The 22,456-nt window shown below is 72.2% G+C and carries 15 protein-coding genes and 1 pseudogene; 11 read left to right on the forward strand and 5 right to left on the reverse strand.

What is annotated here, in order from left to right; genetic code table 11:
• Positions 1 to 279 precede the first annotated feature (279 nt).
• The 10 genes from ABZ948_RS37765 to ABZ948_RS37810 all read left to right on the forward strand — a co-directional run bounded on the left by ABZ948_RS37765 (position 280) and on the right by ABZ948_RS37810 (position 16,321).
• Positions 280 to 1,110, forward strand: a complete 831-nt coding sequence (locus ABZ948_RS37765) for an SDR family NAD(P)-dependent oxidoreductase (protein WP_359767458.1) — start codon at positions 280 to 282, stop codon at positions 1,108 to 1,110.
• Positions 1,111 to 1,292: 182 nt separating this feature from the next.
• Positions 1,293 to 2,873, forward strand: a complete 1,581-nt coding sequence (locus ABZ948_RS37770; protein ID WP_359767460.1) for a S8 family peptidase — start codon at positions 1,293 to 1,295, stop codon at positions 2,871 to 2,873.
• A gap of 198 nt (positions 2,874 to 3,071) precedes the next feature.
• Positions 3,072 to 7,730: a nucleotide-binding protein gene (locus tag ABZ948_RS37775; protein ID WP_359767462.1), complete on the forward strand. Its 4,659-nt coding sequence runs from the start codon at positions 3,072 to 3,074 to the stop codon at positions 7,728 to 7,730.
• Between the two features lie 3 nt (positions 7,731 to 7,733).
• Positions 7,734 to 9,104 carry a CHAT domain-containing protein gene (locus tag ABZ948_RS37780; RefSeq protein WP_359767464.1) on the forward strand — a complete coding sequence of 457 codons (1,371 nt, stop codon included), beginning with the start codon at positions 7,734 to 7,736 and terminating at the stop codon, positions 9,102 to 9,104.
• A 193-nt stretch (positions 9,105 to 9,297) separates the two neighbouring features.
• On the forward strand, positions 9,298 to 10,446 hold the full coding sequence (locus ABZ948_RS37785; RefSeq protein WP_359767466.1) for a DUF4190 domain-containing protein: 1,149 nt from the start codon (positions 9,298 to 9,300) through the stop codon (positions 10,444 to 10,446).
• A gap of 147 nt (positions 10,447 to 10,593) precedes the next feature.
• Complete coding sequence (locus ABZ948_RS37790; RefSeq protein ID WP_359767468.1) at positions 10,594 to 11,346, forward strand: GntR family transcriptional regulator; 753 nt, start codon at positions 10,594 to 10,596, stop codon at positions 11,344 to 11,346.
• Positions 11,347 to 11,687: 341 nt separating this feature from the next.
• A complete protein-coding gene (locus tag ABZ948_RS37795) occupies positions 11,688 to 11,885 on the forward strand; it encodes an SPOR domain-containing protein (RefSeq protein WP_359767470.1) in 198 nt (65 codons plus the stop codon).
• A gap of 547 nt (positions 11,886 to 12,432) precedes the next feature.
• Positions 12,433 to 12,864 carry a (deoxy)nucleoside triphosphate pyrophosphohydrolase gene (locus tag ABZ948_RS37800; protein ID WP_359767472.1) on the forward strand — a complete coding sequence of 144 codons (432 nt, stop codon included), beginning with the start codon at positions 12,433 to 12,435 and terminating at the stop codon, positions 12,862 to 12,864.
• 136 nt (positions 12,865 to 13,000) lie between these two features.
• Complete coding sequence (locus tag ABZ948_RS37805) at positions 13,001 to 13,432, forward strand: ATP-binding protein (RefSeq protein WP_359767474.1); 432 nt, start codon at positions 13,001 to 13,003, stop codon at positions 13,430 to 13,432.
• Between the two features lie 252 nt (positions 13,433 to 13,684).
• A complete protein-coding gene (locus ABZ948_RS37810) occupies positions 13,685 to 16,321 on the forward strand; it encodes a SpoIIE family protein phosphatase (RefSeq protein ID WP_359767476.1) in 2,637 nt (878 codons plus the stop codon).
• 21 nt (positions 16,322 to 16,342) lie between these two features.
• Here ABZ948_RS37810 and ABZ948_RS37815 read toward each other — a convergent pair whose 3' ends face one another.
• Positions 16,343 to 18,025 carry an immunity 49 family protein gene (locus ABZ948_RS37815; RefSeq protein ID WP_359767478.1) on the reverse strand — a complete coding sequence of 561 codons (1,683 nt, stop codon included), beginning with the start codon at positions 18,023 to 18,025 and terminating at the stop codon, positions 16,343 to 16,345.
• Between the two features lie 106 nt (positions 18,026 to 18,131).
• Between ABZ948_RS37815 and ABZ948_RS37820 the strand changes: the two genes are divergently transcribed.
• Positions 18,132 to 18,569 (forward strand): hypothetical protein, encoded by a 438-nt coding sequence (locus ABZ948_RS37820; RefSeq protein WP_359767479.1) that lies wholly within the window; start codon positions 18,132 to 18,134, stop codon positions 18,567 to 18,569.
• 108 nt (positions 18,570 to 18,677) lie between these two features.
• Here the strand turns inward: ABZ948_RS37820 and ABZ948_RS37825 are convergent, their stop codons facing one another.
• The 4 genes and pseudogenes from ABZ948_RS37825 to ABZ948_RS37840 all read right to left on the reverse strand — a co-directional run.
• A complete protein-coding gene (locus ABZ948_RS37825) occupies positions 18,678 to 19,046 on the reverse strand; it encodes a toxin-antitoxin system YwqK family antitoxin (protein ID WP_359767481.1) in 369 nt (122 codons plus the stop codon).
• A gap of 174 nt (positions 19,047 to 19,220) precedes the next feature.
• Positions 19,221 to 19,487, reverse strand: a complete 267-nt coding sequence (locus ABZ948_RS37830; RefSeq protein WP_359767483.1) for a hypothetical protein — start codon at positions 19,485 to 19,487, stop codon at positions 19,221 to 19,223.
• Between the two features lie 135 nt (positions 19,488 to 19,622).
• Positions 19,623 to 20,483, reverse strand: coding sequence for an immunity 49 family protein (locus tag ABZ948_RS37835; protein ID WP_359767484.1), 861 nt, complete (start codon positions 20,481 to 20,483; stop codon positions 19,623 to 19,625).
• A pseudogene (locus tag ABZ948_RS37840) lies at positions 20,480 to 22,456 on the reverse strand (hypothetical protein); the annotation flags it as partial. The gene ABZ948_RS37835 and the pseudogene ABZ948_RS37840, both read right to left, overlap by 4 nt.

Here is a 22,456-nt window from a genome sequence, read left to right on the forward strand (position 1 = left end):
GAGCAGCTCCACCGGGATGGGCAGCACCAGCGTGGAGTTCTTCTCCGCCGCCACGGCCATCACGGTCTGCACCGTCCGCCGCCGTCGACCGCTGTCCCGCGTGGCCGGCAACACCGCCTCCAGGGCCCGCACATGAACACCCCTCGTCAGCACCACCGGCCATCACCAAAAGCCGTGGACGAACAACTGCCTTAGCGGCAAGGGTGGCTGACGCCGCGACGCGAAGACGCGGCACGGCACGGCACGAAACGGCACGGGATCCCGACACGAGGAGCGGTCATGGACAAGGTCTGGCTGATCACGGGCGCGAGCAGTGGTTTCGGGCGGGCGATCGCCGAGGCCGCCCTCGCCGCGGGCGACGTCGTGGTGGGCGCGGCCCGGCGGCCTGAGGCGCTGGACGACCTGGTCGCCGCCCACCCCGGCCGGGTGGAGGCGCTGCGTCTGGACGTCGCCGAGACGGGCGCCGCCGAGGCCGTGGCAGCGGACGTCGTGGCGCGGCACGGGCGGATCGACGTCCTGGTCAACAACGCGGGCCGGACGCACGTGGGGGCTTTCGAGGAGACCACCGAGGAGGAGCTGCGGGCGCTGTTCGAGGTGCACGTCTTCGGCCCGGCCGCCCTCACCAGGGCCGTGCTGCCGCACATGCGCGAGCGGCGCTCGGGCGCGATCGTGCAGATGAGCAGCATGGGCGGCCAGCTGTCCTTCGCGGGGTTCTCGGCGTACAGCGCCACGAAGTTCGCCCTGGAGGGGATGTCCGAAGGGCTCGCGGACGAGGTGGCCGAGTTCGGGATCAAGGTGCTGATCGTCGAGCCGGGCGCCTTCCGCACCGGCCTGTTCGAGACGGGGCGGGCCGGCGCCAGCCAGGACAGCGGCGTGTACGGCAAGGTGAGCGAGACCCGAGGCCTGGTCGCGGGCGGCGACGGCACCCAGCCGGGCGACCCGGCCAAGGCCGCCGCCCTGATCCTCGCCGCGCTGGAGGCCGACCCCACGCCCCTGCGCCTGCCGCTCGGCGACGACGGCGTCAGCGCGGTGCTCGGGCATCTGGACCGGGTGCGGGACGAGGTGCTGGCCTGGGAGAAGCGGAGCCGGAACACGGGCTTCGGCGACTGACGGGCCGTCACAGGGGTCCTGCCGGTCCGTGCAGGGCCCTTGTGCAATTCCTGTGGAGGCCTCAATCTTTCGGCTGACGCACCGGAGTCACCCCACGGTTGGCATGACCATGACTCTCTGGGGGCTCCATCGGGCGTGCACCACACCCCACAGCGCACCACCGATTGAGGAGGACCCCTCAGATGGCAGTGATGCGTACTCCCCACAGACCCACCCGGCGAAGACTGGCCGCGCTCGGCGCGACGGCCACCGCGGCGCTCGTCGCGAGCCTCGTCTCCGCCTTCCCCGCCGGGGCGGCCCCGGCCGCCGCCGAAGGACGCGTCCAGTACGAGGGCGCCGCGAACGCCGTCGCCGACAGCTATATCGTCACCCTGAAGACCGAGAAGGCCGGCTCCGCCGAGGGCCGCGCCCTCGCGCACAAGTACGGCGCCGACATCGAGCGCACGTACACCAAGGCCCTGAACGGCTACGAGGTCGAGGCCTCCGCCTCCGAGGCGAAACGTCTCGCCGCCGACCCGGCCGTCGCCTCCGTCGTGCAGAACCGGACGTTCTCCATCACCGCGACGCAGCCCAGCCCGCCCTCCTGGGGCCTGGACCGCATCGACCAGAAGAACCTGCCGCTGAACAGCTCCTACACCTACCCCGACTCGGCGGGCGAGGGCGTCACGGCGTACGTCATCGACACCGGCGTCCGCATCACGCACGGCGACTTCGGCGGCCGCGCCTCCTACGGCTACGACGCCGTCGACAACGACAACACCGCCCAGGACGGCCACGGCCACGGCACGCACGTCGCCGGCACGGTCGCCGGAAGCGCCTACGGCGTCGCCAAGAAGGCCAAGGTCGTCGGCGTCCGCGTGCTCAACAACTCCGGCCAGGGCACCACCGCCCAGGTCGTCGCCGGCATCGACTGGGTCGCCCGGAACGCGGTCAAGCCCGCCGTCGCCAACATGTCCCTCGGCGGCCCCGGCGACACGGCCATCGACACGGCCGTCCGCAACGCCATCTCCTCCGGCGTCACCTTCGTCGTCGCGGCCGGCAACGAGTCCACCAACGCCTCCACCCGGTCCCCGGCCCGCGTCACCGAGGCCGTCACGGTCGGCGCGACGACGTCGAGCGACGCCAAGGCGAGCTACTCCAACTACGGCACCGTCCTCGACCTGTTCGCACCCGGCTCGTCCATCACCTCGGCGTGGAGCACGAGCGACTCGGCGACCAACACCATCTCCGGCACGTCGATGGCGAGCCCGCACGTCGCCGGCGCCGCCGCCCTGCACCTGGCCGCCAACCCCGCGGCCACGCCCGCGCAGGTCTCCGCCGCGCTGACGTCCGCCGCCACCACCGGCGTCGTCACCAGCCCCGGCACCGGCTCGCCCAACCTGCTCCTGAACGTCGGCGGCGGTACGACCACCCCGCCCGGCCCGCGCTTCGAGAACACCGCCGACCAGGCCATCGCCGACAACGCCACCGCCGAGTCCCCGGTGACCGTCTCCGGCGTCTCGGGCAACGCCCCGTCGGCCCTGGCCGTCGAGGTGCACATCGTCCACACCTACATCGGCGACCTCCAGATCCAGCTCGTCGCCCCCGACGGCACGGCGTACACGCTGAAGGCGTACGGCACCGGCGGCAGCGCGGACAACATCGACACCACCTACACCGTGAACGCCTCCGCGGAGGCCGCGAACGGCACGTGGAAGCTCCGCGTGAGCGACAACGCCCGTCTGGACACCGGGCGGATCGACGCCTGGGCACTCCAGTTCTGAGCCGGAAGCCGACCGACCTGACCGGCAACTAGGCGCCCTCGCCCTCGCGGCAGAGCCCCGGGTCCCCGACCCGGCCCGCCACGAGGGCGAGTTCGTCTTCCGCGGGGTTCTCGCGCATCCGGGTCCAGTACGGGGTGGTTGTGCTTCTATGGGTGCGGAATGAGCAGAGGGAGACGCGCGAAGGACGGGATGCGCTGAATGCTGGACGACGCCTCCCTGTCCGTGACCGCGGCGGCCGGCACGGCCGTGACCGACGCCGTCGGCACCGAGACATGGCCCGCCGTGCGCTCCTCGGCGGCACGGCTGCTGAGCCGGGGCACCCCGGGTGACGTGCAGACGCATCTGGCGCGCCTGGACCGCGACATGGCCGCCCTGCTGGAGGGGCACGACGAGCGGCTGCGCATCCGGCTGGAGTCGGCCTGGCAGACACGGTTCGAGGTCCTGCTGGACGGCGCGGCGGACAGCGAGCGGCCGGAACTCCTCGCGCGGCTCGAGGAACTGGTACTGCTCGGGCAGGGCCGCCACGCCCTCGTCACGCAGCCAGGACTGTCGCCGACGGCGCCGACCGCGCCCGTGCCGCCGTCACCGGCTCCGTCCTTGCCGGTTTCCCCTCCTCCACTGCCTTCGCCTTCTTCACCTCCTTCGTCTCCTTCACCGCTTTCGCCTTCTCCACCGTCTTCGCTCTCCTCGACCGCCGGGGCGACCGGACCCGACGGCACGCCCCGCACTCCCGTGCTCGTCGGCAAACTCCCCATCGCCGCGGGCCCCTTCCGCGACCGGCCCGACGCGGGTCTGCCGGACGGCCTGTGGGACGAGCCCGCGGCCACCTGGGCCCTCGTCGGACCCCCCGGGGTGGGCAAGACGCGGCTGGCCGCCCACCTGGCCCGCCGGGTGCTGCGGGACGGGGCGGCCGATCTCGTCGTGTGGATGACCGCCACCAGTGAGGACGCGGTCGTCTGCGGCTACGCCGAGGCGGCCGAGGCCGTCGCCGGGCACGGCAGCGACCAGCCCGAGCACGCCGCGGAGGCGTTCCGTTCCTGGCTGAGCTGGACCGACCGGCGCTGGCTCGTGGTGCTCGACGGGCTGCCCGGCTCCGCCGAACTGCACCACCTGTGGCCGCCGGAACGGCCCAACGGCCGCGTCCTGGTCACCACCGGCCACGCGGGCTCCCTGCCGGACGGCAGCAGACGCCTGGAGCTCGGGCCGTGGGACGAGACGGCCGCGGCCGACCAGTTGACGCGCGAACTCGCCGAGCTCGGCGGGACGGACGACCCCGCGCAGATCGCCGCCGTGGCGGCCGACCTCCGGCAGCACCCGCTGGCGCTGTCCACGGCCGCCGCCCACCTGGCGTACACCGGCCTGAGGTGCGCCGCGTACCGCGACGCCCTCCGCGAGGTGCCCGAGGAGCCGGCCCCGAGCCTCCCGGACACGCCCGGCCGCACCGCGCCGCCCGGCGCCGAGGCAGTCGGCGCATCGGGCCCCGACCTGGTGACGGCCTGCTGGTGGCTGTCCGTCGCGACGGCCGACCGGCACGCCGCCGGCCTCGCCCGCCCCCTGCTCGAACTGGCCGCCGTGCTCGACCCGCACGGCGTGCCGGTCGCGGTCCTCACCAGTGGACCCGCGCTCCAGTACCTCGCACGGCGCCGGGCCCCGTCACACGGCGACTCCCCGCGGATCGCCCCCTCGGACGCCCTGACCGCCCTCGACGTGCTGCACCGCCTGCGGCTGGTCGAACGCGGCGGTGACACGGAGCACCCGACGGTACGGCTGAGCACCCTGGTGCAGAACGCCGTCCGTGCGGCAGTGCCGCCCGAGGACCGGGACGCGCTCGCCCTGAGCACGGCCGACGCGTTGCGCACGGTGTGGCGTACGGCGTCGGGCGCGCCGCGCTCCCCGCTGTGCCGGGCGTTACGGTCGAACACCGACGTCCTGGCCGGGCACGCGCGCGAGGCCCTCTGGCAGCCGCAGTGCCACCCCGTGCTGTTCCAGGCCGGCCGGAACCTCGTCGCCGCCGGGATGGTCCGCGCGGCCCGGGTGCGCTGGGAGTGGCTGCACGCCGCCCTGCACCACCGCTTCGGCCCGGACCACCCCGACACCCTCGCCGCCCGTGGCCATCGCGCCCGGGTGCGCGGCGCCTCCCAGGACGCGCCCGGAGCCGTGACGGCCTACCGCGAACTCCTCGACGACCTCGTCCGGGTCCTCGGCCCCGACCATCCCGACGTGTTCACCGTCCGGGACAACCTGGCGCTCTGGCAGGGCGTCGCGGGCGACCCGGCGCGCGCGGCGGCGGCCTACACCGACCTGCTGGCCGACCGGCTGCGGGTGCTCGGGCCCGACCACCGCGACACCCTTCTCACCCGCCACAACATCGCGCTGTGGCGCGGCACGGCGGGCGACGCGGCGGGCGCGGCGGCCGCCTACGCCGAACTCCTCGACGACATGGGCCGGGTGTTCGGCGTGAACGACCCCGCCGTGCTCGGCACCCGCGACCGGCTGACCGAGTGGCGCAACCGGGCGGCCGACGCGGCGGCGGCCGCGCGGGCCCCGATGAGCCCGGCGCACGAGCCTGCGCACGCGGACCGGCCGGACCCGGGGTTCTGGGCACCGCCCGTGCACTCGGCCGAGACCGGGCCGGACGGTCCCGGTCCCGTTGCCCTGCCCGCCCTGTCCGCCGAGCGGCTGCTGCTCGAACCGTCCTGGGCCCGGCGGTTGCGCCTGCGGTGGCCCTGGCGCGGGCCGGCGGCCCGGGAGCAGCGACCCGGGGCGGACGTCCTGCGCTCGCCCCTGGCCGGGTGCCACCGCATCGCGGTGATCAGTCTGAAGGGCGGCACGGGCAAGACCACCACGGCGGCCGCGCTGGGCGCCACGCTGGCGGGCCTGCGCGACGACCCCGTCATCGCGGTGGACGCGTCCCCGGAGGGCGGCACGCTCGGCCACCGGGTGGGCCGGGAGAACGGCTCGACCGTCCTGGATCTGCTCACCGCGCTGCCGGAACTCCACGGCCCCGATGACATCCGCAGGTTCACCGCCCGGGGCCCGGAGGGCCTGGAGGTCCTCGCACAGGACGTCGCCCCGGCGCTGTCCGTGCCGTTCGGCATACAGCAGTACCAGCGGGTCGTCGACGCGCTGAGCCGCGCCTACCCGATCATCGTCACCGACTCCGGCACCGGCCTCATGCACGAGGCCATGCGGGGCGTTCTCGCCCTCGCCGACCAGTTGGTCGTCGTCGCCACCGCCAGTGTCGACGGCGCGGAGGTCGCCTCCGTCACGCTGGACTGGCTCTCCGCCCACGGCCACGTCGAACTGGCCCGCCGCGCGCTGGTCGTGCTCTCCGGGGTGCACGCCGGGTCCTCCCTGGTCCGCACGGACCGCATCGTCGAGCACTTCGCCCAGCGCTGCCGGGGCGTCGTCCGAGTGCCCTTCGACGAGCACCTCGCCACCGGCGCGGCCCTGGACCTGACCCGCCTCCGCTCGGAAACCCGCCGCGCGTACCTCGACCTGGCCGTCCAGATCGCCGAGAACTTCCGCGGCCCCCACCCGACGCCATCGAACACCCTTGAGCCGTCCGGTTCTTCGCCGTCGTCCGCGACATCGCCACTGTCCGTCCCGTCGCCGTCGTCCGACGCTTTGCCGTCGTCCGGCTCGACACCGTCGTCCGACGCTTTGCCGTCGTCCAGTCCGTCGCCGTCGGCGGGTCCTTCGCCGCTGTCCGGCCCGACCCCGACGTCCGAGTCTTCGCCCCTGTCCGGCCCGACGCCGTCGTCCAAGCCTGCGCCGTCATCAGAGTCTTCGCCCCTGTCCGGCCCGACGCCGTCGCCCGGGCCGTCGCCGTCATCGGGGCCTCGGCCGCTCTCCGGTCCGTCGCCGTCGGCGGGTCCTTCGCCGCTGTCCGGCCCGACCCCGACGTCCGAGTCTTCGCCCCTGTCCGGCCCGACGCCGTCGTCCAAGCCTTCGCCGTCATCAGAGTCTTCGCCCCTGCCCGGCCCGACGCCGTCGCCCGGCCCGACGCCGTCGCCCGGGCCGTCTCCGCTGTCCGGGCCGTCGCCGTCATCGAGGCCTTGGCCGCTCTCCGGTTCCTCGCCCTCGTCCGCGTCTTCGCCGCTCTCCGGGGCCACGCCGTCGTCCGGGCCGTCCCCGCTGTTCGGGCCTTTGCCGATGCCCGGGCCCTCCCCGCTTCCCGAGCCCTCCCCGCTGCCCGGGCCTCTGCCGACGGCCGGGCCTTCGCCGTCGTCCGCGTCTTCCACGGTGCCCGGCTCCTCCTCTGTCGCCGCCTCCTCTTCAGCGACACCGCCCGACCCGGGCCCCTCGACACCGGCCCGCCCCGCTCCCGCTGTTGGCTCGCCCGACCCGGGCGGTGAAGACGAACCGTCCGCCCCCACCCCCGCTCCCGCGGCCCCGCACGCCCCGGACACCCCGCCACCGTCCGCCCCCGCCCCCGTCCCCCCACCCTCCGCACCCCCGGGCCGGTCCGGCCACCCCGCCGCCCCTACGCCCCCCGGCCGGCCGCGCCGGCGGCCGCGGCTGACCCTGGTGGACGACGTCGTGCGGCCCGGCGTGCCCACCACGATCGAGTTCCGGCTGACCACCGTCGGCCCGGCGGAGGCGACCCCGAGCGCTCCGGAGAACGTCCTGGTGATCGCCACCACCCGGTCCGCGTCCGCCGCGACCCTGGAGCCCTCCGCGGCCGACTGCGTGACGGACGCCGAGCCCGCCCGGTTCGTCTTCACCGCCCGGGACCCGGGCGAACACCGCCTGCGCTTCACGGTGTACGACCCGGACTACGGCAGGGCGCTGCAAGTCCTGGAGACCACCCTGCCGGTCCCCGACCCGGCCCCGGAACCCCTCGGAAGGTCGTGACCCATGGCCGTCGAGCTGAACGCCGACATCGTCCACGACCCGTCGGGGGAGTACACCCGCTGGCCCTCGGACCACGGGCACCGGCCGCTGGACCTGACGGTCACGCTCAGCGTCTGCACCGACGACCGGGTGCTGATCCACGCCTACCCGAGCGGCCGGCGCGCCCCCCGCACCCGTGTCCACCGCGCCTGGCTCCACACGTCCGCCTCCGCCATCAGGGCCGAAGCCGACCGGCTGCGGCAGTTCTGGTCGGAGAACGTCGTCCACCACCGGCCGGTCGACGCCCACGGCATGCCGCGCGGGCCGTACACGTTCGCCGGCGCCTGCGACCTGCGACCGCACCGCGACACCGTCGACCCACTCCTCGAAGAACTGGCCGTGCAGGGCAAGCGGGTGCTGGACAAGGTGCTCGCGGGCGCGGGGAACGAGCTGGAGCCGTTCCGGGCCTTCCTGCTCGGCGAGTTGGGACGCGAGGGACTGCGGGTCAGCTTCGACTCCGAGCTGTACCTGCCCTGGCCGATGCTCGCCGTGCGCCCCGACGGCTCCGGCGGGCCGCCCTCCTTCCTGGGCCACCGGCACCAGATCGAGCAGACGGGCGCCCCCTACGCGCCGTACCAGGCGCCGCCCGCCGTCCGCTCCACACCCGCCACGAGCCTCAACACCGACACCACCCTCGACGGCGTCGGCCGGTCCGACGCCGTGTACGACCTGCTGCGCGTGGCGTCCGACGTGACGGTCCGCACCACCGCCGAGGAACTCTTCAAGTCGCTGCGCAGCCCGCAGTTCGACGAGGACCTCATGTACTTCTGGTGCCACGGCATGTTCGTCGAGCGCGGCGCCCACCGCACGGTCGGGATCCGGCTCTCCGACGGCAAGCTCATCGACGCGGACGCGGTGCACCGGTACCGCGAGGAGTGCCGCGACTCACCCGGGGCCGCCTTCCGCCCCTTCGTGCTGCTCAACGCCTGCCACGCGGGCGAGGCGGCGGCCACGGCCGAGCTGGAGTACCTCGGGAACGCGTTCATCGAGAACGGCGCGGACGGCGTCCTGGGCCCGCAGATCGAGATCCCGCAGGTCTTCGCCGCCGAGTACGCGCACGCGTTCATCGAGCGGTACCTGTACGGCGACGAGACCGCGGGCGAGATCTGCCACCGGCTGGTCCGCCACTTCCTCGACGACCTGCGCAACCCGCTCGCCCTGGCCTACTCGCTGCACTGCGGCATCGACAGCCGCCTGGAGACCCGACCGCCCACCACGCGACCGCTGCTCACGACGCACCAGGACGGCTCCGCCCGCGCGGCGGCCGCCATACCCTCCCAGGCCGTCGCCTCCCCGAGCATCCCGCCCGGCCCGTCCGCCTCCCCGACCAGATGACGGGCGCCGGGCCCCGATGAGCCCGGCGCCCGTGCCCGCACAGCGCGGTGCGGCAGGAACCTTAGGGAAGGGCCGGACGGCCAGGGCCGGAATCCCTGGACTCCGGGCCGGGGAGCACGTCAAGATGCGGCGAGCCGTACGACGACGGCGACCATGCGCCCCGCCCACCGCCCCAGCCAGGAGCACCGTACCCGTGTCGATACCCCCGCCCCCCGGGAACCAGCCGCCCCAGGACCCCTACGGCCCGCCGCCGGCGAACTGGGCCCAGGGACCGCAGGGTTACGCCCCGTACGGCCCCGCGGGCCGCCCGTACGGCACCCCGGTCTCCGTGAACGCGCTCGCCGTCGCCGCCCTCGTGCTCGGCGTGCTCTGCTTCCTGCCCGCCGCGGGACTCGTCCTCGGCCTGATCGCGCTGCGGCAGATCAGGCGGTCCGGCCAGAGCGGCCGGGGTCTGGCGATCGCCGGGGCGGTGCTGTCGTCCGTCGGGATCGTGCTGTGGACGGCGGTGCTGGCCACGGGCGCCGCGTCCGACGCCTGGAAGGGCATCAAGGACAGCGCGCAGGGCAACGAGAGCCTGGCGCTGGACAAGGGCGACTGTTTCAACGCGCCGGGGGGCCTGGAGGGCGACACGTACGACGTCGACCGGGTGTCCTGCACGGGCAGGCACGACGGCGAGGTCTTCGCGGTCGTCACGCTGCCGGGCGGCTCCTTCCCGGGCGACGCCGAGATCACCGACATCGCCGACGAGAAGTGCTACGCGCTGCAGGACCAGTACGCCATGGACACCTGGGCGATGCCCGCCGACGTCGACGTGTACTACCTCATGCCGTCCCGGGACAGCTGGCGCTTCGGCGACCGCGTCATCACCTGCGTCTTCGGCCCCGCCGACGCCAAGGCCGGGCTGACCGGGTCGCTGCGCGGCGACCCCACGACCTTCGACACCGACCAGGTCGTCTTCCTCTCCACGGCCAACGCTCTCGACACGGCCCTGTACGAGGAGCCCGAGGCCACCCCCGAGGACGACCTCGCCGGCCACCGGGCCTGGGCCACCCAGGTGCACGACGTGCTCGGCGAGAACATCGAGGCCCTGCGCGGCCACTCCTGGTCCTCCGGCGCCCGCGGGCCCGTCGGCGCCCTGGTCGCGGACCTGGAGGACGCCCGGGAGGAGTGGGCGAAGGCGAGCGAGGCCGCCGACGCGGACACCTACTACGCGCACTACGACAAGGCCTACGCCTACGTCGACGGCCCGGCGACCGTCACGGCGCGCAAGGCCCTTTCCCTGGCCACCACCCCGCCGACGTACGAGGAGGACGACAGCGGAGCCTCGGAAGCCGAGGTGTGACGGCTGCCATAGCGGGGAGAAAGTGCCTGCGTAAAGCCCTCAGGGCCACCATGTCATCACATCGAGTGATTCTCTGGCCTTTGCTTGCACGGCACAACCTACGGTTGCCACGCTGTTGCTGTCTGTACAACCTGATGGGAGCGGCCAGTGACATTCGGTGAGCAGCCGGCGTACTTGCGTGTCGCGGGTGATCTCCGCAAGAAGATCGTCGACGGTCAGCTGCCACCGCACACCCGCCTCCCCTCACAGGCCAGAATCCGCCAGGAGTACGGCGTCTCGGACACCGTCGCCCTGGAGGCCCGCAAGGTGCTCATGGCGGAGGGCCTGGTCGAGGGCCGCTCCGGCTCGGGGACGTACGTGCGGGAGCGGCCCGTGCCCCGGCGCATCTCCCGCTCCGGCTACCGCCCGACCGGCGGGGCCACGCCGTACCGGCAGGAGCAGGCCGACGGCGAGGCGCGCGGCACCTGGGAGTCCAGCAGCGAGCAGTCCGAGGCGAGTGTCGCGGTCGCCGAGCGGCTGGGCATCGACCCGGGCGACCGGGTGATGTGCACGAAGTACCTCTACCGCGAGAGCGGCGAGGCGATGATGCTCTCCACGTCCTGGGAGCCGCTCGCCGTCACGGGCCGTACGCCCGTGATGCTGCCCGAGGAGGGCCCGCTCGGCGGCATGGGCGTCGTCGAGCGCATGCGCGCCATCGACGTGATCGTGGACAACGTCACCGAGGAGGTCGGCGCCCGCCCCGGCCTCGCCGAGGAACTGCTCGTCCTGGGCGGCGTCCCTGGCCACGTGGTCCTGGTCATCCAGCGCACGTTCTACGCCTCGGGCCGCCCGGTCGAGACGGCCGACGTGGTCATCCCGGCCGATCGGTACCGGGTCGCCTACCACCTTCCGGTCAAGTAGCGAACGCTCCCATCCGCCCCGGGGTGCGCTCCCCGCGCGCCCCGCCCACACGGCCGCCCTGCCCGGCGCCGGCGGCCGGGGCGGTCCGTGCTCCCTCCCCGGTCCTCGTTTCCGCAGGTGGCCGTCGGTGTATGCGGTATGCCCCCCGCCTGGTGCGTCGGGGTGCGCAGGCGGCGCGTTTTCCGGCGTGCGCCCCCTGCGTTCTGGCTGGTTGCGTACCTCTTTGTGAAATCCCGTATTCGCTGCGTGAAGGTTAGGCGTAGGCTCAGGCATATGCGCATTGCGGTTTCCTTATCGGGTGGGGCACGGCACAGGCCGCGGGTGGGAAGTGGAGGGGCGCGATGAACGACAGCACGATCACTCTTCCCTGGCTCGTGATACGCGAGGACGACAACGGCAACCGGTACCGCGTGGGCCGGTACGCGACCCGGGCCGAGGCCCAGAAGATCGCGGACAGCCTCGACGGCCGCGGCCACAAGCAGCTGTACTGGGTCGAGCGGCTCGCCCAGAACGGCCCGGCAGCGGCGACGCACGACTGAGCCCACGCGGGCGCCCGGGGGCGGGGCCCCGCTTCGGCGCGCCCACGACCGGATCGGGCGTGCGCGCGCACCGGCTCAGGCGCGCCGGCGTCCGGATCAGGCGTACCAGCGTCCGGATCAGGCGTACCAGCGTCCGGATCAGGCGGGCCGGTATCCGGATCAGCTGTGCGCGCGGACCTGCTCAGGCGCGCCGGCGTCCGGATCGGGCGTACCGGCGTCCGGATCAGCTGTGCGCGCGGACTGAATCAGAAGTGCCGGCGACCGGATCAGGCATGCCCGCGGACCGAATGCAGGCATGCCCGCGGACCGAATGCAGGCATGCCCGCGGACCGAATACAGGCATGCCCGCGGTCCGGATCAGGTAAGGGCGCGGACAGGGCCCGGCAGGCGCGCGGACGGGACCCGGCAGGCGCGCGGACCGGACCCGGCAGGCGCGCGGGCGGGGACCAGACATGCGCGCGGGCGGGATCAGGCATGCGTGCGGGCCGGATCAGGCATGCGTGCGGGCCGGATCGGCTGGGCGTGCGGCCTCCCGTAGGCTCCCCGCATGAGTGAGCGGATCGTCGTGGGGGCCGCGCTGGTCGACGGCGGGCGGCTGCTGGCCGCCCGGCGCAGTGCGCCCGTCGAGCTGGCCGGGCGCTGGGAGTTGCCCGGCGGCAAGGTCGAGCCGGGCGAGACGGCCGAAGCGGCGCTCGTACGGGAGTTGCGCGAGGAACTCGGCGTCGACGCCGAGGCGGGCGGGCGCGTCCCGGGGGAGTGGCCCCTGAAGCCGCCGTACGTGCTGCACGTGTGGACCGCACGGCTGCGGCCCGGATCCCCCGCTCCCGAGGCCCTGGAGGACCACGACGACCTGCGCTGGCTCGGCCCCGGCGAGATCTGGGACGTGGACTGGCTCGACCAGGACGTGCCCGCCGTGCGGCAGACCCTCGCACACCTGGGCAGCCTCGGCGCCGACGCGCTGGAAGAGCCCGGCGCCTGAGGCCGGCCGGGGGCGTGCGGAGCAGGGTGAAGGCGGCACGGGCGCCCCGTACGCCTTTTGTGCCACAGTGCGCCGCGCCGCGCGGTACTCCGCCCCGGATATCGGGTATGTGCCCATTAACCCCACGAAACCGGACATGGGTGGGCCTGCTGGCTGGGAAGTGATCGGCGTGATCGACACCGAAGGTGACCGCGCCGAGTGGACGTTTCCCGCCGAACCCGGCGCCGTGCGCACCGCCCGCCAGGCCGTCCGCGACCAACTCCGCGGCTGGGACCTCGACCGTCTCGCCGACCTCACGGCGCTGCTCGTCAGCGAGTTGGTCACCAACGCCCTGCGACACGCCACCGGCCCCATCGGCGTCCGCCTCGTCCGCCCGTCAGGTCTGGACGGCGTCCTGCGGGTCGAAGTCTCCGACCCGCTCCCCGATCCGCCCCGCGAACGCGCCGCCCGGCCCGAGGACGAGAGCGGCCGCGGACTGCAACTGGTGGCCTCCTCCGCCCGCCGCTGGGGTACCCGCCCCGGCGACGCGGGCAAGACGGTGTGGTTCGAACTCGCGCTCCGGGAGTGAAAAATCGGTGTACGTACGGCCTACCGCTGTCGAGCGATTGGTTCAGGCCAGTGGCGGTTGCCGTCGGACGTGATTCGACGACGTGTCCCCTGGTTAGAAGACTGGAAGTGTTCTCACGGTCCGGACCGAAAACCATCGGGACCGTGCTGTGATCGTGAACACCGTGTTGTGCGGCACCGTAGTGCTGGATACTGCGGGCAGCCGCCCCCGGTGACCGGTGCCGGACGCGGTGAGCTGGAGGGGACGGTTCGCGTGAGCGAGATACCAGCGAAGGCCACGGAGTCCGAGGACCCGTCGGAGGGCGCGAGGGCGAGGGCCGCGGACGGCCTGGCCTCCGCGGTGGGAGGTGCGCTCGCGGCCGACGGGGTGCAGCCCGGGGACGCCATGTGGCAGAGCAGTCCCCCGGGATCCATCTACGACTACATCAAGGTCGCCTCCTTCTCCATCGGCCCCGACGGGCTCGTCGACCAGTGGAGCCTGCGCGCCGAGCACCTCTTCGGCATCTCCGCCGAACGCGCCGTCGGCATGGACCCCATCGAGACCTTCATCGACCCGCGCCACCGCGAGCGCGGCATGCGCAAGATGGCCGAGATCCTCGACGGCCGCGAGTGGACCGGCGTGGTGCCCTTCCGGATGCCGAGGGGCGTCGAGGGGGAGTGCGGCCACGAGGGGCTCGCCGAGGTGTACGTCATGCCGACGCGCACCGAGGAGGGCGACAAGGCCGCCGTCTGCATCGTCGTGGACGTGCGCACGCTGCGCAGCATCGAGACCGACCTCGCCGCCTCGCAGGCCATTTTCAGTCAATCCCCGTTCGGTTTCCTGCTGATCGACCCCGATCTGCGGGTGCGCCGCGTCAACCAGCGGTTCGCGTCCATCTTCGGCGGCACGCCCGACGACCACCGCGGCAACGGCGTCCACGACTACCTCCAGCGCGGCGAGGCCGACCGGGTCGCCGCCACGCTGCGCCGCGTGCTGGAGACCGGCAGCTCCATCACCGACATGCACGTCACGGGCTTCGTCCCGGGCTCCGACGAGCGCCGCCACTGGTCCGTCAACCTCTACCGCGTGCACAGCGGTTCGGGACGCCCCATCGGGATCGCCTGGCTCGGGATCGACATCACCGCCCGCCGCGCCGCCGCCCGCGAGGCCGCGGCCGCCCGGCGCAACCTCGCCCTGCTGAACGAGGCCGGCGCCCGCATCGGCAACTCCCTGGACCTGGAGACCACGGCCCGTCAGCTCCTCGACGTGGTCGTGCCCGGCTTCTGCGACCTGGCCACCGTCGACCTCTACCAGGGCCTGCTGGTCGGCGACGAGACTCCGCCCGGGCTCGCCGACGGCAGCGCCGAACTGCGCCGCGTGGCCTTCGCCAGCGCCGTCTCCGACGCGCCCTTCGCCGGCACCGGCGTGCCCGTCGCGGTCGGCGCCGTCCACCACTACCCGTTCAACTCGCCCTGCGCGGACGCCCTGCGCACGGCCCGCCCCCAGACGGTGCCGGGCGAGGACGGCGGCCTGGTGCAGTCCACGCTGGCCGTGCCGATGGTCGCCCACGACACGGTCGTCGGCCTGGTCCAGTTCGCCCGTACGAAGGGCAGCGAGCCGTTCGGCGACCGGGACCGCGACCTCGCCGTGGAGTTGGCGGCCCGCGCCGCGGTCTGCATCGACAACGCCCGCCTCTACCGGCGCGAGCACGAACGCGCGCTGATACTGCAACGGTCCCTGCTCCCGCCCGGCGACCCGGAGGCCTCCGGCCTCGACATCGCCTGCCGCTACCTGCCCGGCAACGCCAACACCGGCCGGCCCAGCGAGGTCGGCGGCGACTGGTTCGACGTCATCGAACTCCCCGGGCACCGCACGGCACTGGTCGTCGGCGACGTCATGGGCCGCGGCCTGCGCGCCGCCGTCGCCATGGGCGAACTCCGCACGGCGGTCCGGACGCTGGCCCAGCTCGACCTGGAACCGGCCGAGGTGCTCTCCCAGTTGGACGAGATCGCCCGGGGCCTCGGTGCCCCCGGCGGCGTCCAGCAGGCGACCAGGGCGGCCCGCCGCCCCCGGGAGGCGGACCTCTCGGAGGTCTACCTGGCCACCTGCGTCTACGCCGTCTACGACTCGGTCACCCGGCGCTGCACCTTCGCCAACGCGGGCCATCTGCCGCCCGTGCTGGTCGAGCCGGGCGAGCCGGCGCTGATGCTGGACGTGCCGCCGGGCATGCCGCTCGGCGTCGGCGGCGAGCCCTTCGAGGAGGTCGAGGTCGAACTGCCCGAGGGCGCGTTGCTCGCGCTCTACACGGATGGACTGGTCGAAAGCCGCGACCATCCTCTCGACGAGGGCCTCCAGGCCTTCGTCAGCGCCCTCTCGGACCCGACCCAGCCGCTGGAGGACGTGTGCGACCACGTCCTCAACACCCTGGACACCCATCACGGCGAGGACGACATCGCCTTGCTGATGGCACGTGTACAGGGCCTGCCCACCGAGTCCGTCGGCGACTGGACGCTGCCGCGCGAGCCGCGCAGCGTGGGCCGGGCCCGCGAGTACGCGCGCGCCCAACTGCTCAGCTGGGACCTGGAGCCCCTGGTCGACACCACGGAGCTGCTGGTCAGCGAGCTGGTCACCAACGCCCTGCGCTACGGCGAGGGCGAGATCCGCCTCCGCCTCCTCCTCGACCGCACCCTGGTCTGCGAGGTCTGGGACTCGGGCCTCGTCCAGCCGCGCCGCCGCCGCGCCCGCGACACGGACGAGGGCGGCCGCGGCCTCCAGCTCGTCGGCCTCCTCAGCGCGGCATGGGGCTCCCGCCGCACGCCGCGCGGCAAGACGGTGTGGTTCGAACTCCCCCTCCCGGACGGCGGCCCCGGCCTGCCGGATCCGGCGGAGGCGCTGTTGAGCTTGTTCTAGCGGGGTCTGCGACCCCGGTCGTCAGGAGATCTCCTCCAGCCGCTGCCGGTTGAGCAGGTGCGCGGGCAGACAGGGCTGCGCGGGATCGACGGGAAACCCGTAGTCGTAGGCGAGGCTGGCCATCGCGAGCGGCCCGAGTGCCACCCGGGCGCGCGGGGCCGCCGATCCGTCCCAGTAACCGCCGTGCTCCGCGACGGCCTTGGCGAGCGTCTTGGCGAAGGTGTCGTGGTCACGTGCGATGAGCCGGTGGAAGAGGGCGGCGGGCTGGTAGTCGATCGCGTTCACGAACTCCGTCGGCGCGTGGGTCACGCCGTCCCGCCCCGACGTCTCGATGGTGGCGACGAGCTTCTCGACGACGTCATCCATGCTGGGACCGTCCGAGAAGTAGGCCCGCAGGGTGTCGATCCAGTGCAGGACGTACTCGTCCACGGAATCGTCCTGGCGCAGCGTCTCCGACGGCACCCGGCACAGTCGGCCGATCCGGTCCGTCTGGCGGCACACGATCGCGAGGTAGAGGGCGTCGAGCCAGGCACGCGCGTCAGCGGGCGGTTCCGCGGGCAGTGCGGGGAGCTGCCACACGAGGTCCTCGCCCAAGCGGCACTCCTGCGCCGGCGCGCCGGTGAACAGCGCGGAGCCGAGCCGGGTCGCGGTGGCCCACGCGTCCCACGTGTCGATGTGCGCGACGTCCGGATCGTAGGCGCAGCGGGCGAGGGCGAGCGCCAGGATGGAACGGAACACGTCGCCCAGTGCCGCCGGGTCCTGCACGAGGCGGTCCATCGACTCCGCGGCATCCCGCATGAGTTCGCCGAGTCCGGCAGGCTCAGCGGCGGCGCGGGTGGCGAGACGGCCGGCGCGGTCGAGACGGACCAGGCCCTTCATCAGGCCCAGGAGATGCGGCGGCGGCTGCAGGGAGAAGGTGAGGGTCTCGTGATCGATGACCGTGAGCGAGGTCAGGGATCCGCGGTGCCACCAGTAGACCCGCGGTGACAGCGCGCCCGGACCGTCCTCGTGGGCGCCCAGGGCGTACGCAGCAAGGCTGTTGACGGCGTCCACGACGGAACCGTCGGCGATCGGGTGGTACACCAGGTTGTGCCGCGTGGGCACCACGACCAGGGCCCCGGCGTCCGGAAGCCTCTCGCCGACGACCTTCCAGGCGACTTCCGCGAGGAACAGCGCCTGGCCGGCGACGAACGGGGAGTCCCCGTAGACGGAACGCAGCCTCGCCCCGCCCTCGACGCCCACCTCCTCGTGCCGCACGGGCACGCGCATCAGGTTCGCGCGCGCCGCCTCCCCGAGGGCCTGGAGCCCGGCACGCTCCACGTCCCGGTCGGTGAGGAGCCGCACGCTGGTGGGCCTGTCCAGGGCGTAGGCGAAGACCAGGCCGTCGGCCACGACGCGCGCGTAGCGCAGGGAACCGAGGAGTTCGGAAGGAATCGAGTCGACGGGCAGCAACCGGGCGTGCACACCCCGGAGCAGTTCCTCCGCGCTCTCATCCCCCTGGCTCGCCTGCCGCAGGCGGTCGAAGTGCGCGGCGACGAGGTCGGGCCAGTGCTCCTCCGGCGTCCTGCTGCACGTGTGCGCCAAGGACTCGAGGGAGTACTGGTATCCCTCCCGGTAGTGCGGGGCGGCCAGTGCGCGCAAGTGCGTGGCCTGTGCGACAGAGAGCATGGGCAGTTCGGAATCGGCGAGGTCGTCCGGTGTCATGCCTGCGACCCTACGAGGCGTGTGCCCCGTGCCTGCGCCCGGCTTCCGCCCGCCCCTCGAGAGGCCCTGGGCCGGTCCAGGAGACAGGGTCCTAGACTCACCACACATGAGTGACGTGTTCGCCGTTGACCTGGCCCTCGACCTGTCGCCGAACCTGCCTGACGCCGTACTAGCGCACCTCCGCCGTCACCTGGAGGCCGACAGCGCGGACGACGACAGCGACGAGGTGGACTGGCCGGACTTCGTCCCCCTGCTCGCGGACCGGGGCCCGGCGGCACACATCGGCGGACTGCTGACCGGCGACCTCCACCAGGGCCCCGCCCACTGGTCCCTGACGGCCCGCCAGGAAACCCACGCGGAGCTTCTCCCGGACTTGATCGCACTGGCGGAGATGCTCGCGTTCAACGCGAAGACTGACGGGGTCATCGGCCAAGTCCGTTTCTACGAGGACGAGATCCCGGAACTCCTGGTCAGCAGGTCGGGAACGCTGGTCAAGATGCCACTGCGGGAAGCGAACCCGGGCACCTCCCGGCACCTGCCGTAGGGCATCGGGCTTCCGGCGCCACCCTAGATCTAAGGAGATCGATTCCCTGTTCAGCGGGTCCTTGAGAGTTTCTCTGCAACAATCGAGGTTCATTCACCGCGCATTACTTCACTGATTGCGGTTCCTGCGCTCCCAAGAGCGCGTGGGGCGACCTTCCCCATCCCACTCGTATTCAGCAAGGGGAACTTTTCCGTCCTCGCTATTGATCAGGTGCTTTGCTAGGACTCCGTTTGGGTGCCAGCGCTTGAACTCTCCTGACACGAATCCCATGTGCATCACTCCTTCGGCGCGGAGTTTGCCGTCCTTGTACCACTCACGGTAAGGGCCCTCCTTGAGCCCCTCCGTGTAAGTCGCAAGGCTCACCAGACGCCCAGCCAAGTGCTCCACAGCCTCCCCTGTATACGGCTGTCCGTCATAGAGCAACCGGTGATCGAAGCCGATGTCGACCTCGTCGTCGTCGATGTCAATACGTCGCATGTCCACTACTACGGGAGCTTGTTTTCAGCATTGAGAGAGAAGCGGGTAAAGCGCCCGAAGGAGCTCGGCACCTCTTGCGGCATGTTGGCACAATTCGCACAGAAAGGTGCGGCCTTCGGCGGTACAGGGATCTCCAAGTCGAAGTCCCTGCGGTCGTCGGCCGGCTGGCTTCTCTCAGGCCGCCCTCGTACTCCGCGCGGTCCGCGCCGCCTCGTCGGCGTGCTGAGCTGCTCCGCCGGCGGCGTCGTCCGCCCCGCCCGTGGTGTAGTCCGTGCCGGGGGCCGCGTCGTCCGCGCCCCGGCCCAGGTCGTCCAGGCCTCCAGGCAGGCCGCTGCCCGTCGTCGGCGGCTCGTGGAGGCCGCCTCCCGTGGCGGCCGTCGTCGTGCGTGCCGTTCGTGCCGCCGGGGCGCCGTCGGTAATGCCGTGGCGCCCGTTGTCCAACTCGTTCTGGGTAGGCGGTCACCCACACCGCCGCCCGGTGTGTGATCCGCTGTGCCGCCGGCCAAGTGGTCGCCCACCGTGCCGCCGCGGAGGTCGCCTCCGGCGTGGACACTGCCCCACCGGACGGCCGCGACATCAGGTCTCGAACTCGCCCAACCAGGCGCGCTCCAACAGGTGCTTGGGCAAGTAGTCCGAATCCACCTGGATCGGAATGCCGCCGTCATAAGCGAGACACGTAATCGCGAGCACGGCCAGGGATACAGCACCAGTCGGATCTTTCTCACGGTCCTCGTCTGCTGTCCAGTATGCCTTGTGCGACTCCAGCGCCTCCACCAGAGCCTGATTGAAACCAGGCCCATCCTGGCGCAGAAATCGGTAGAAAAGGTTGATCGGCGGATACAGGACGTTCTGGAGTAGATCCCGTGGGACGATACGAACCGCATCAGGATGCGATCCCTGAAGCGTGGCGGTCAAATTCTCCACCAGTGTGGGCCGTTGCAGCCAGTAATCCTGGAGCGTGCTCACCCAGGCGTAGATGTACTCGTCATACGCGTCATCAGAGGACCGCAGCTGTTCCAGTGGAATCTCGCACAGTGCGGTCAGGCGCTCCCGATCGCGGCAAATCACCGCCAGCCAGAAGGTGGTCAGCCAATTGCCGGCGTCCGCGTAGGGTCGGGGGCCGATGGCCTGGAGGTTCCGGACCTCGTGTCCGATGCGGCACCGGATCGTACCCTCGTCCGCTCTGGTAACGGCGAACAACGCAGCACCGATTTGCATCGCCGTGACTACCGCCTCCCATGTCTCCACCTTTGCGGCACGAGGGTCAGGGGCGCAGTGGGCCTGAAAATTCAGCAGCGCCTTCGAGAAGGCGGAGTCAATCATGGAGGTCGAGTCGTCGAGCCACCCGATGGACATCGCCAGACTCTTGCCAAGAGCCTCGGCATAGCCTTCGTCGTTCGGGCCAGGGGTGCCGTGTCGGGTGACCACGACGGTCATGGGGCGCTCCTGTCGGTGATATCGAACTGCCGCGTATGGTAGCCAGCGTACTCGCCGGCATTCCTTTCGCCCTTGACCACGATGTAGTCCAGCTTTCCATCTTTCAGGGCGGCTTCCAGTTGGTCTGCGAGCAGAATCTCGCTGGGATGTTCCCTTCCTCGCTTGCGCATCTCCTCAAGTATGTCGAAGAAGTACTCTCTCGTTCCTTGGGAAACGCGCTTGCCGCTTGGCAGGTTGCGGGCACCCAAGTCCGTGCGAACACTGCTCTTCGCTTCGATGACAACGTATCCGCCGTCCGCACGCTTCCACACCTGGTCGAACTGGTCGTTGCCGTTCAAGGGGCCATGCAAGGTCTCACGGGTAGCGCCCGGGTAACGCTCGGGTACGACGTGATGCTCGGCGATGGCCTCACCATAGGCCTCCGCACTGTCCCGCATGTCGCTGTGTGCCGACTTGTACTCGTTCGTGCGCTCGAGTTGCGTCAATTCCGTCTCAGGAGTGGGGCCGTGCTTGTGCGCTTCGACCGCCTCGGCCTTGTGGCGTCCAGCTGCTTGGTCGTATGCGACAGCGTGATGCCGGTTGGCAGCCGCTTCGTCGAGTATCTTGAGGGCTTCGGGGCTCGCGGTTTCCCGACCGACCTTGCTCGCGTCGCCGAGGTAGTGCGGCTTGAGAGGCTCGGGTGCATCCTTGACGGTAGTCCACGGATGCCCGGGCGATTCTCGGGTCAACTGGGGAGGAGTCGTCCCGCTCTCGTCCAGGAACTCAAGGTTCTTGCGGTTGCCGTTCGACTTGTAGAAGTCCTCGAAGTAGCCGGGTTCCCGATTTGCTCGGTAGACCTGGATCTCCTGGATCTGTTCCCGTGTCAGCGAGCCCTCAGGCCCGTACGGGTTGTCACCGTCCCGCATGAAGCTGGGCCGCTCGGGTGGCGACGGATGCCCAGGCCCGGGCTGAGTGTCTGCGGAACCACCTGCTGTCTCGATCGGGTCGTCACCTGCTCGGCCGAGATCGGCCAAGCCGCCTCCCCCCCTGGGCACCTCAGGGATGTGGCCGGGGAGAGGGACCGCGTTGCCGTCGCCCGGCAGGTCCCGGCCGGGCGCGCTCGCCTCCCCGGCGTGGCTTCCCGGCACGCTCTCGCCTGCGGTGGTGCCGGGCGCCGCATGGTCTGCGGAGCCGGCGGGGACGTGAGGCTCGGCGCTGTTCGTCGGCATGTTGTCACCGACTCCGCCGCCCGGGAGATCGTCGGCGTTTTTGCCGGGGAGAGCAGCTTCCGGGCCACTGCCTGGCAGGCCGCCGCCTGCGTGGACGGTAGGTGCGTCGCCTCCGGCGTGGACGGCCGGTGTGGCCCCGTCGTCGCCGGTCCGGCCGATGTCTCCGAGGCTGTCGTCGAGGCTGTTGCCCAGGCGGATGTGCTGGCCGGCTTGTTCGGCGGTGTGGGTGCCGGCGCCGACCAGGGCGGGTTGCTGGGCGGGGGAGTCCACGCGTGGGGTGTCCGCACCCGAGGCCGGGCCGGCCGGGGTGTCGGGCATGTGCGGCTGGTCGACGACGTCGCCGGGGCCGTCGGCGGATTTCTGCAGGACGTTGCCGTGCTCGTCGAGGATGTTGCCGTCCGGGTCGTAGTAGCGGGCCGGGGCGCCGTCCTCGGTGGGGAGTTTCGTGGTGCCTTCGGGCAGGACCGGGGCGTCGCCGGGCAGCCGGACGTTGCCGTCGGGCAGTTTCGTCGCGCCGTCCGGGATCGCCGCGCCTTCGGGCAGGTGCACCGTGCCGTCGGGGAGCCTGACCGTGCCCTCGGGCAGCGTGACCGCGTTCTCGGGCAGGGCCGGGATGTCGATGTTCCCGACACCCTTCAGGCCCTTGGTGATGTCGCCGATCTTCGACAGACCCGCGCCCGCGCCCTTGGCGATGTAGGTCATCGGGTCGATGACCCGGCCGGCCTTGCCCGCCACCGACAACGCCTTCGCCACCGCACCCGCCTT

Source organism: Streptomyces olindensis (genome assembly GCF_040645895.1).
Taxonomy (GTDB): Bacteria; Actinomycetota; Actinomycetes; order Streptomycetales; family Streptomycetaceae; genus Streptomyces; species Streptomyces olindensis.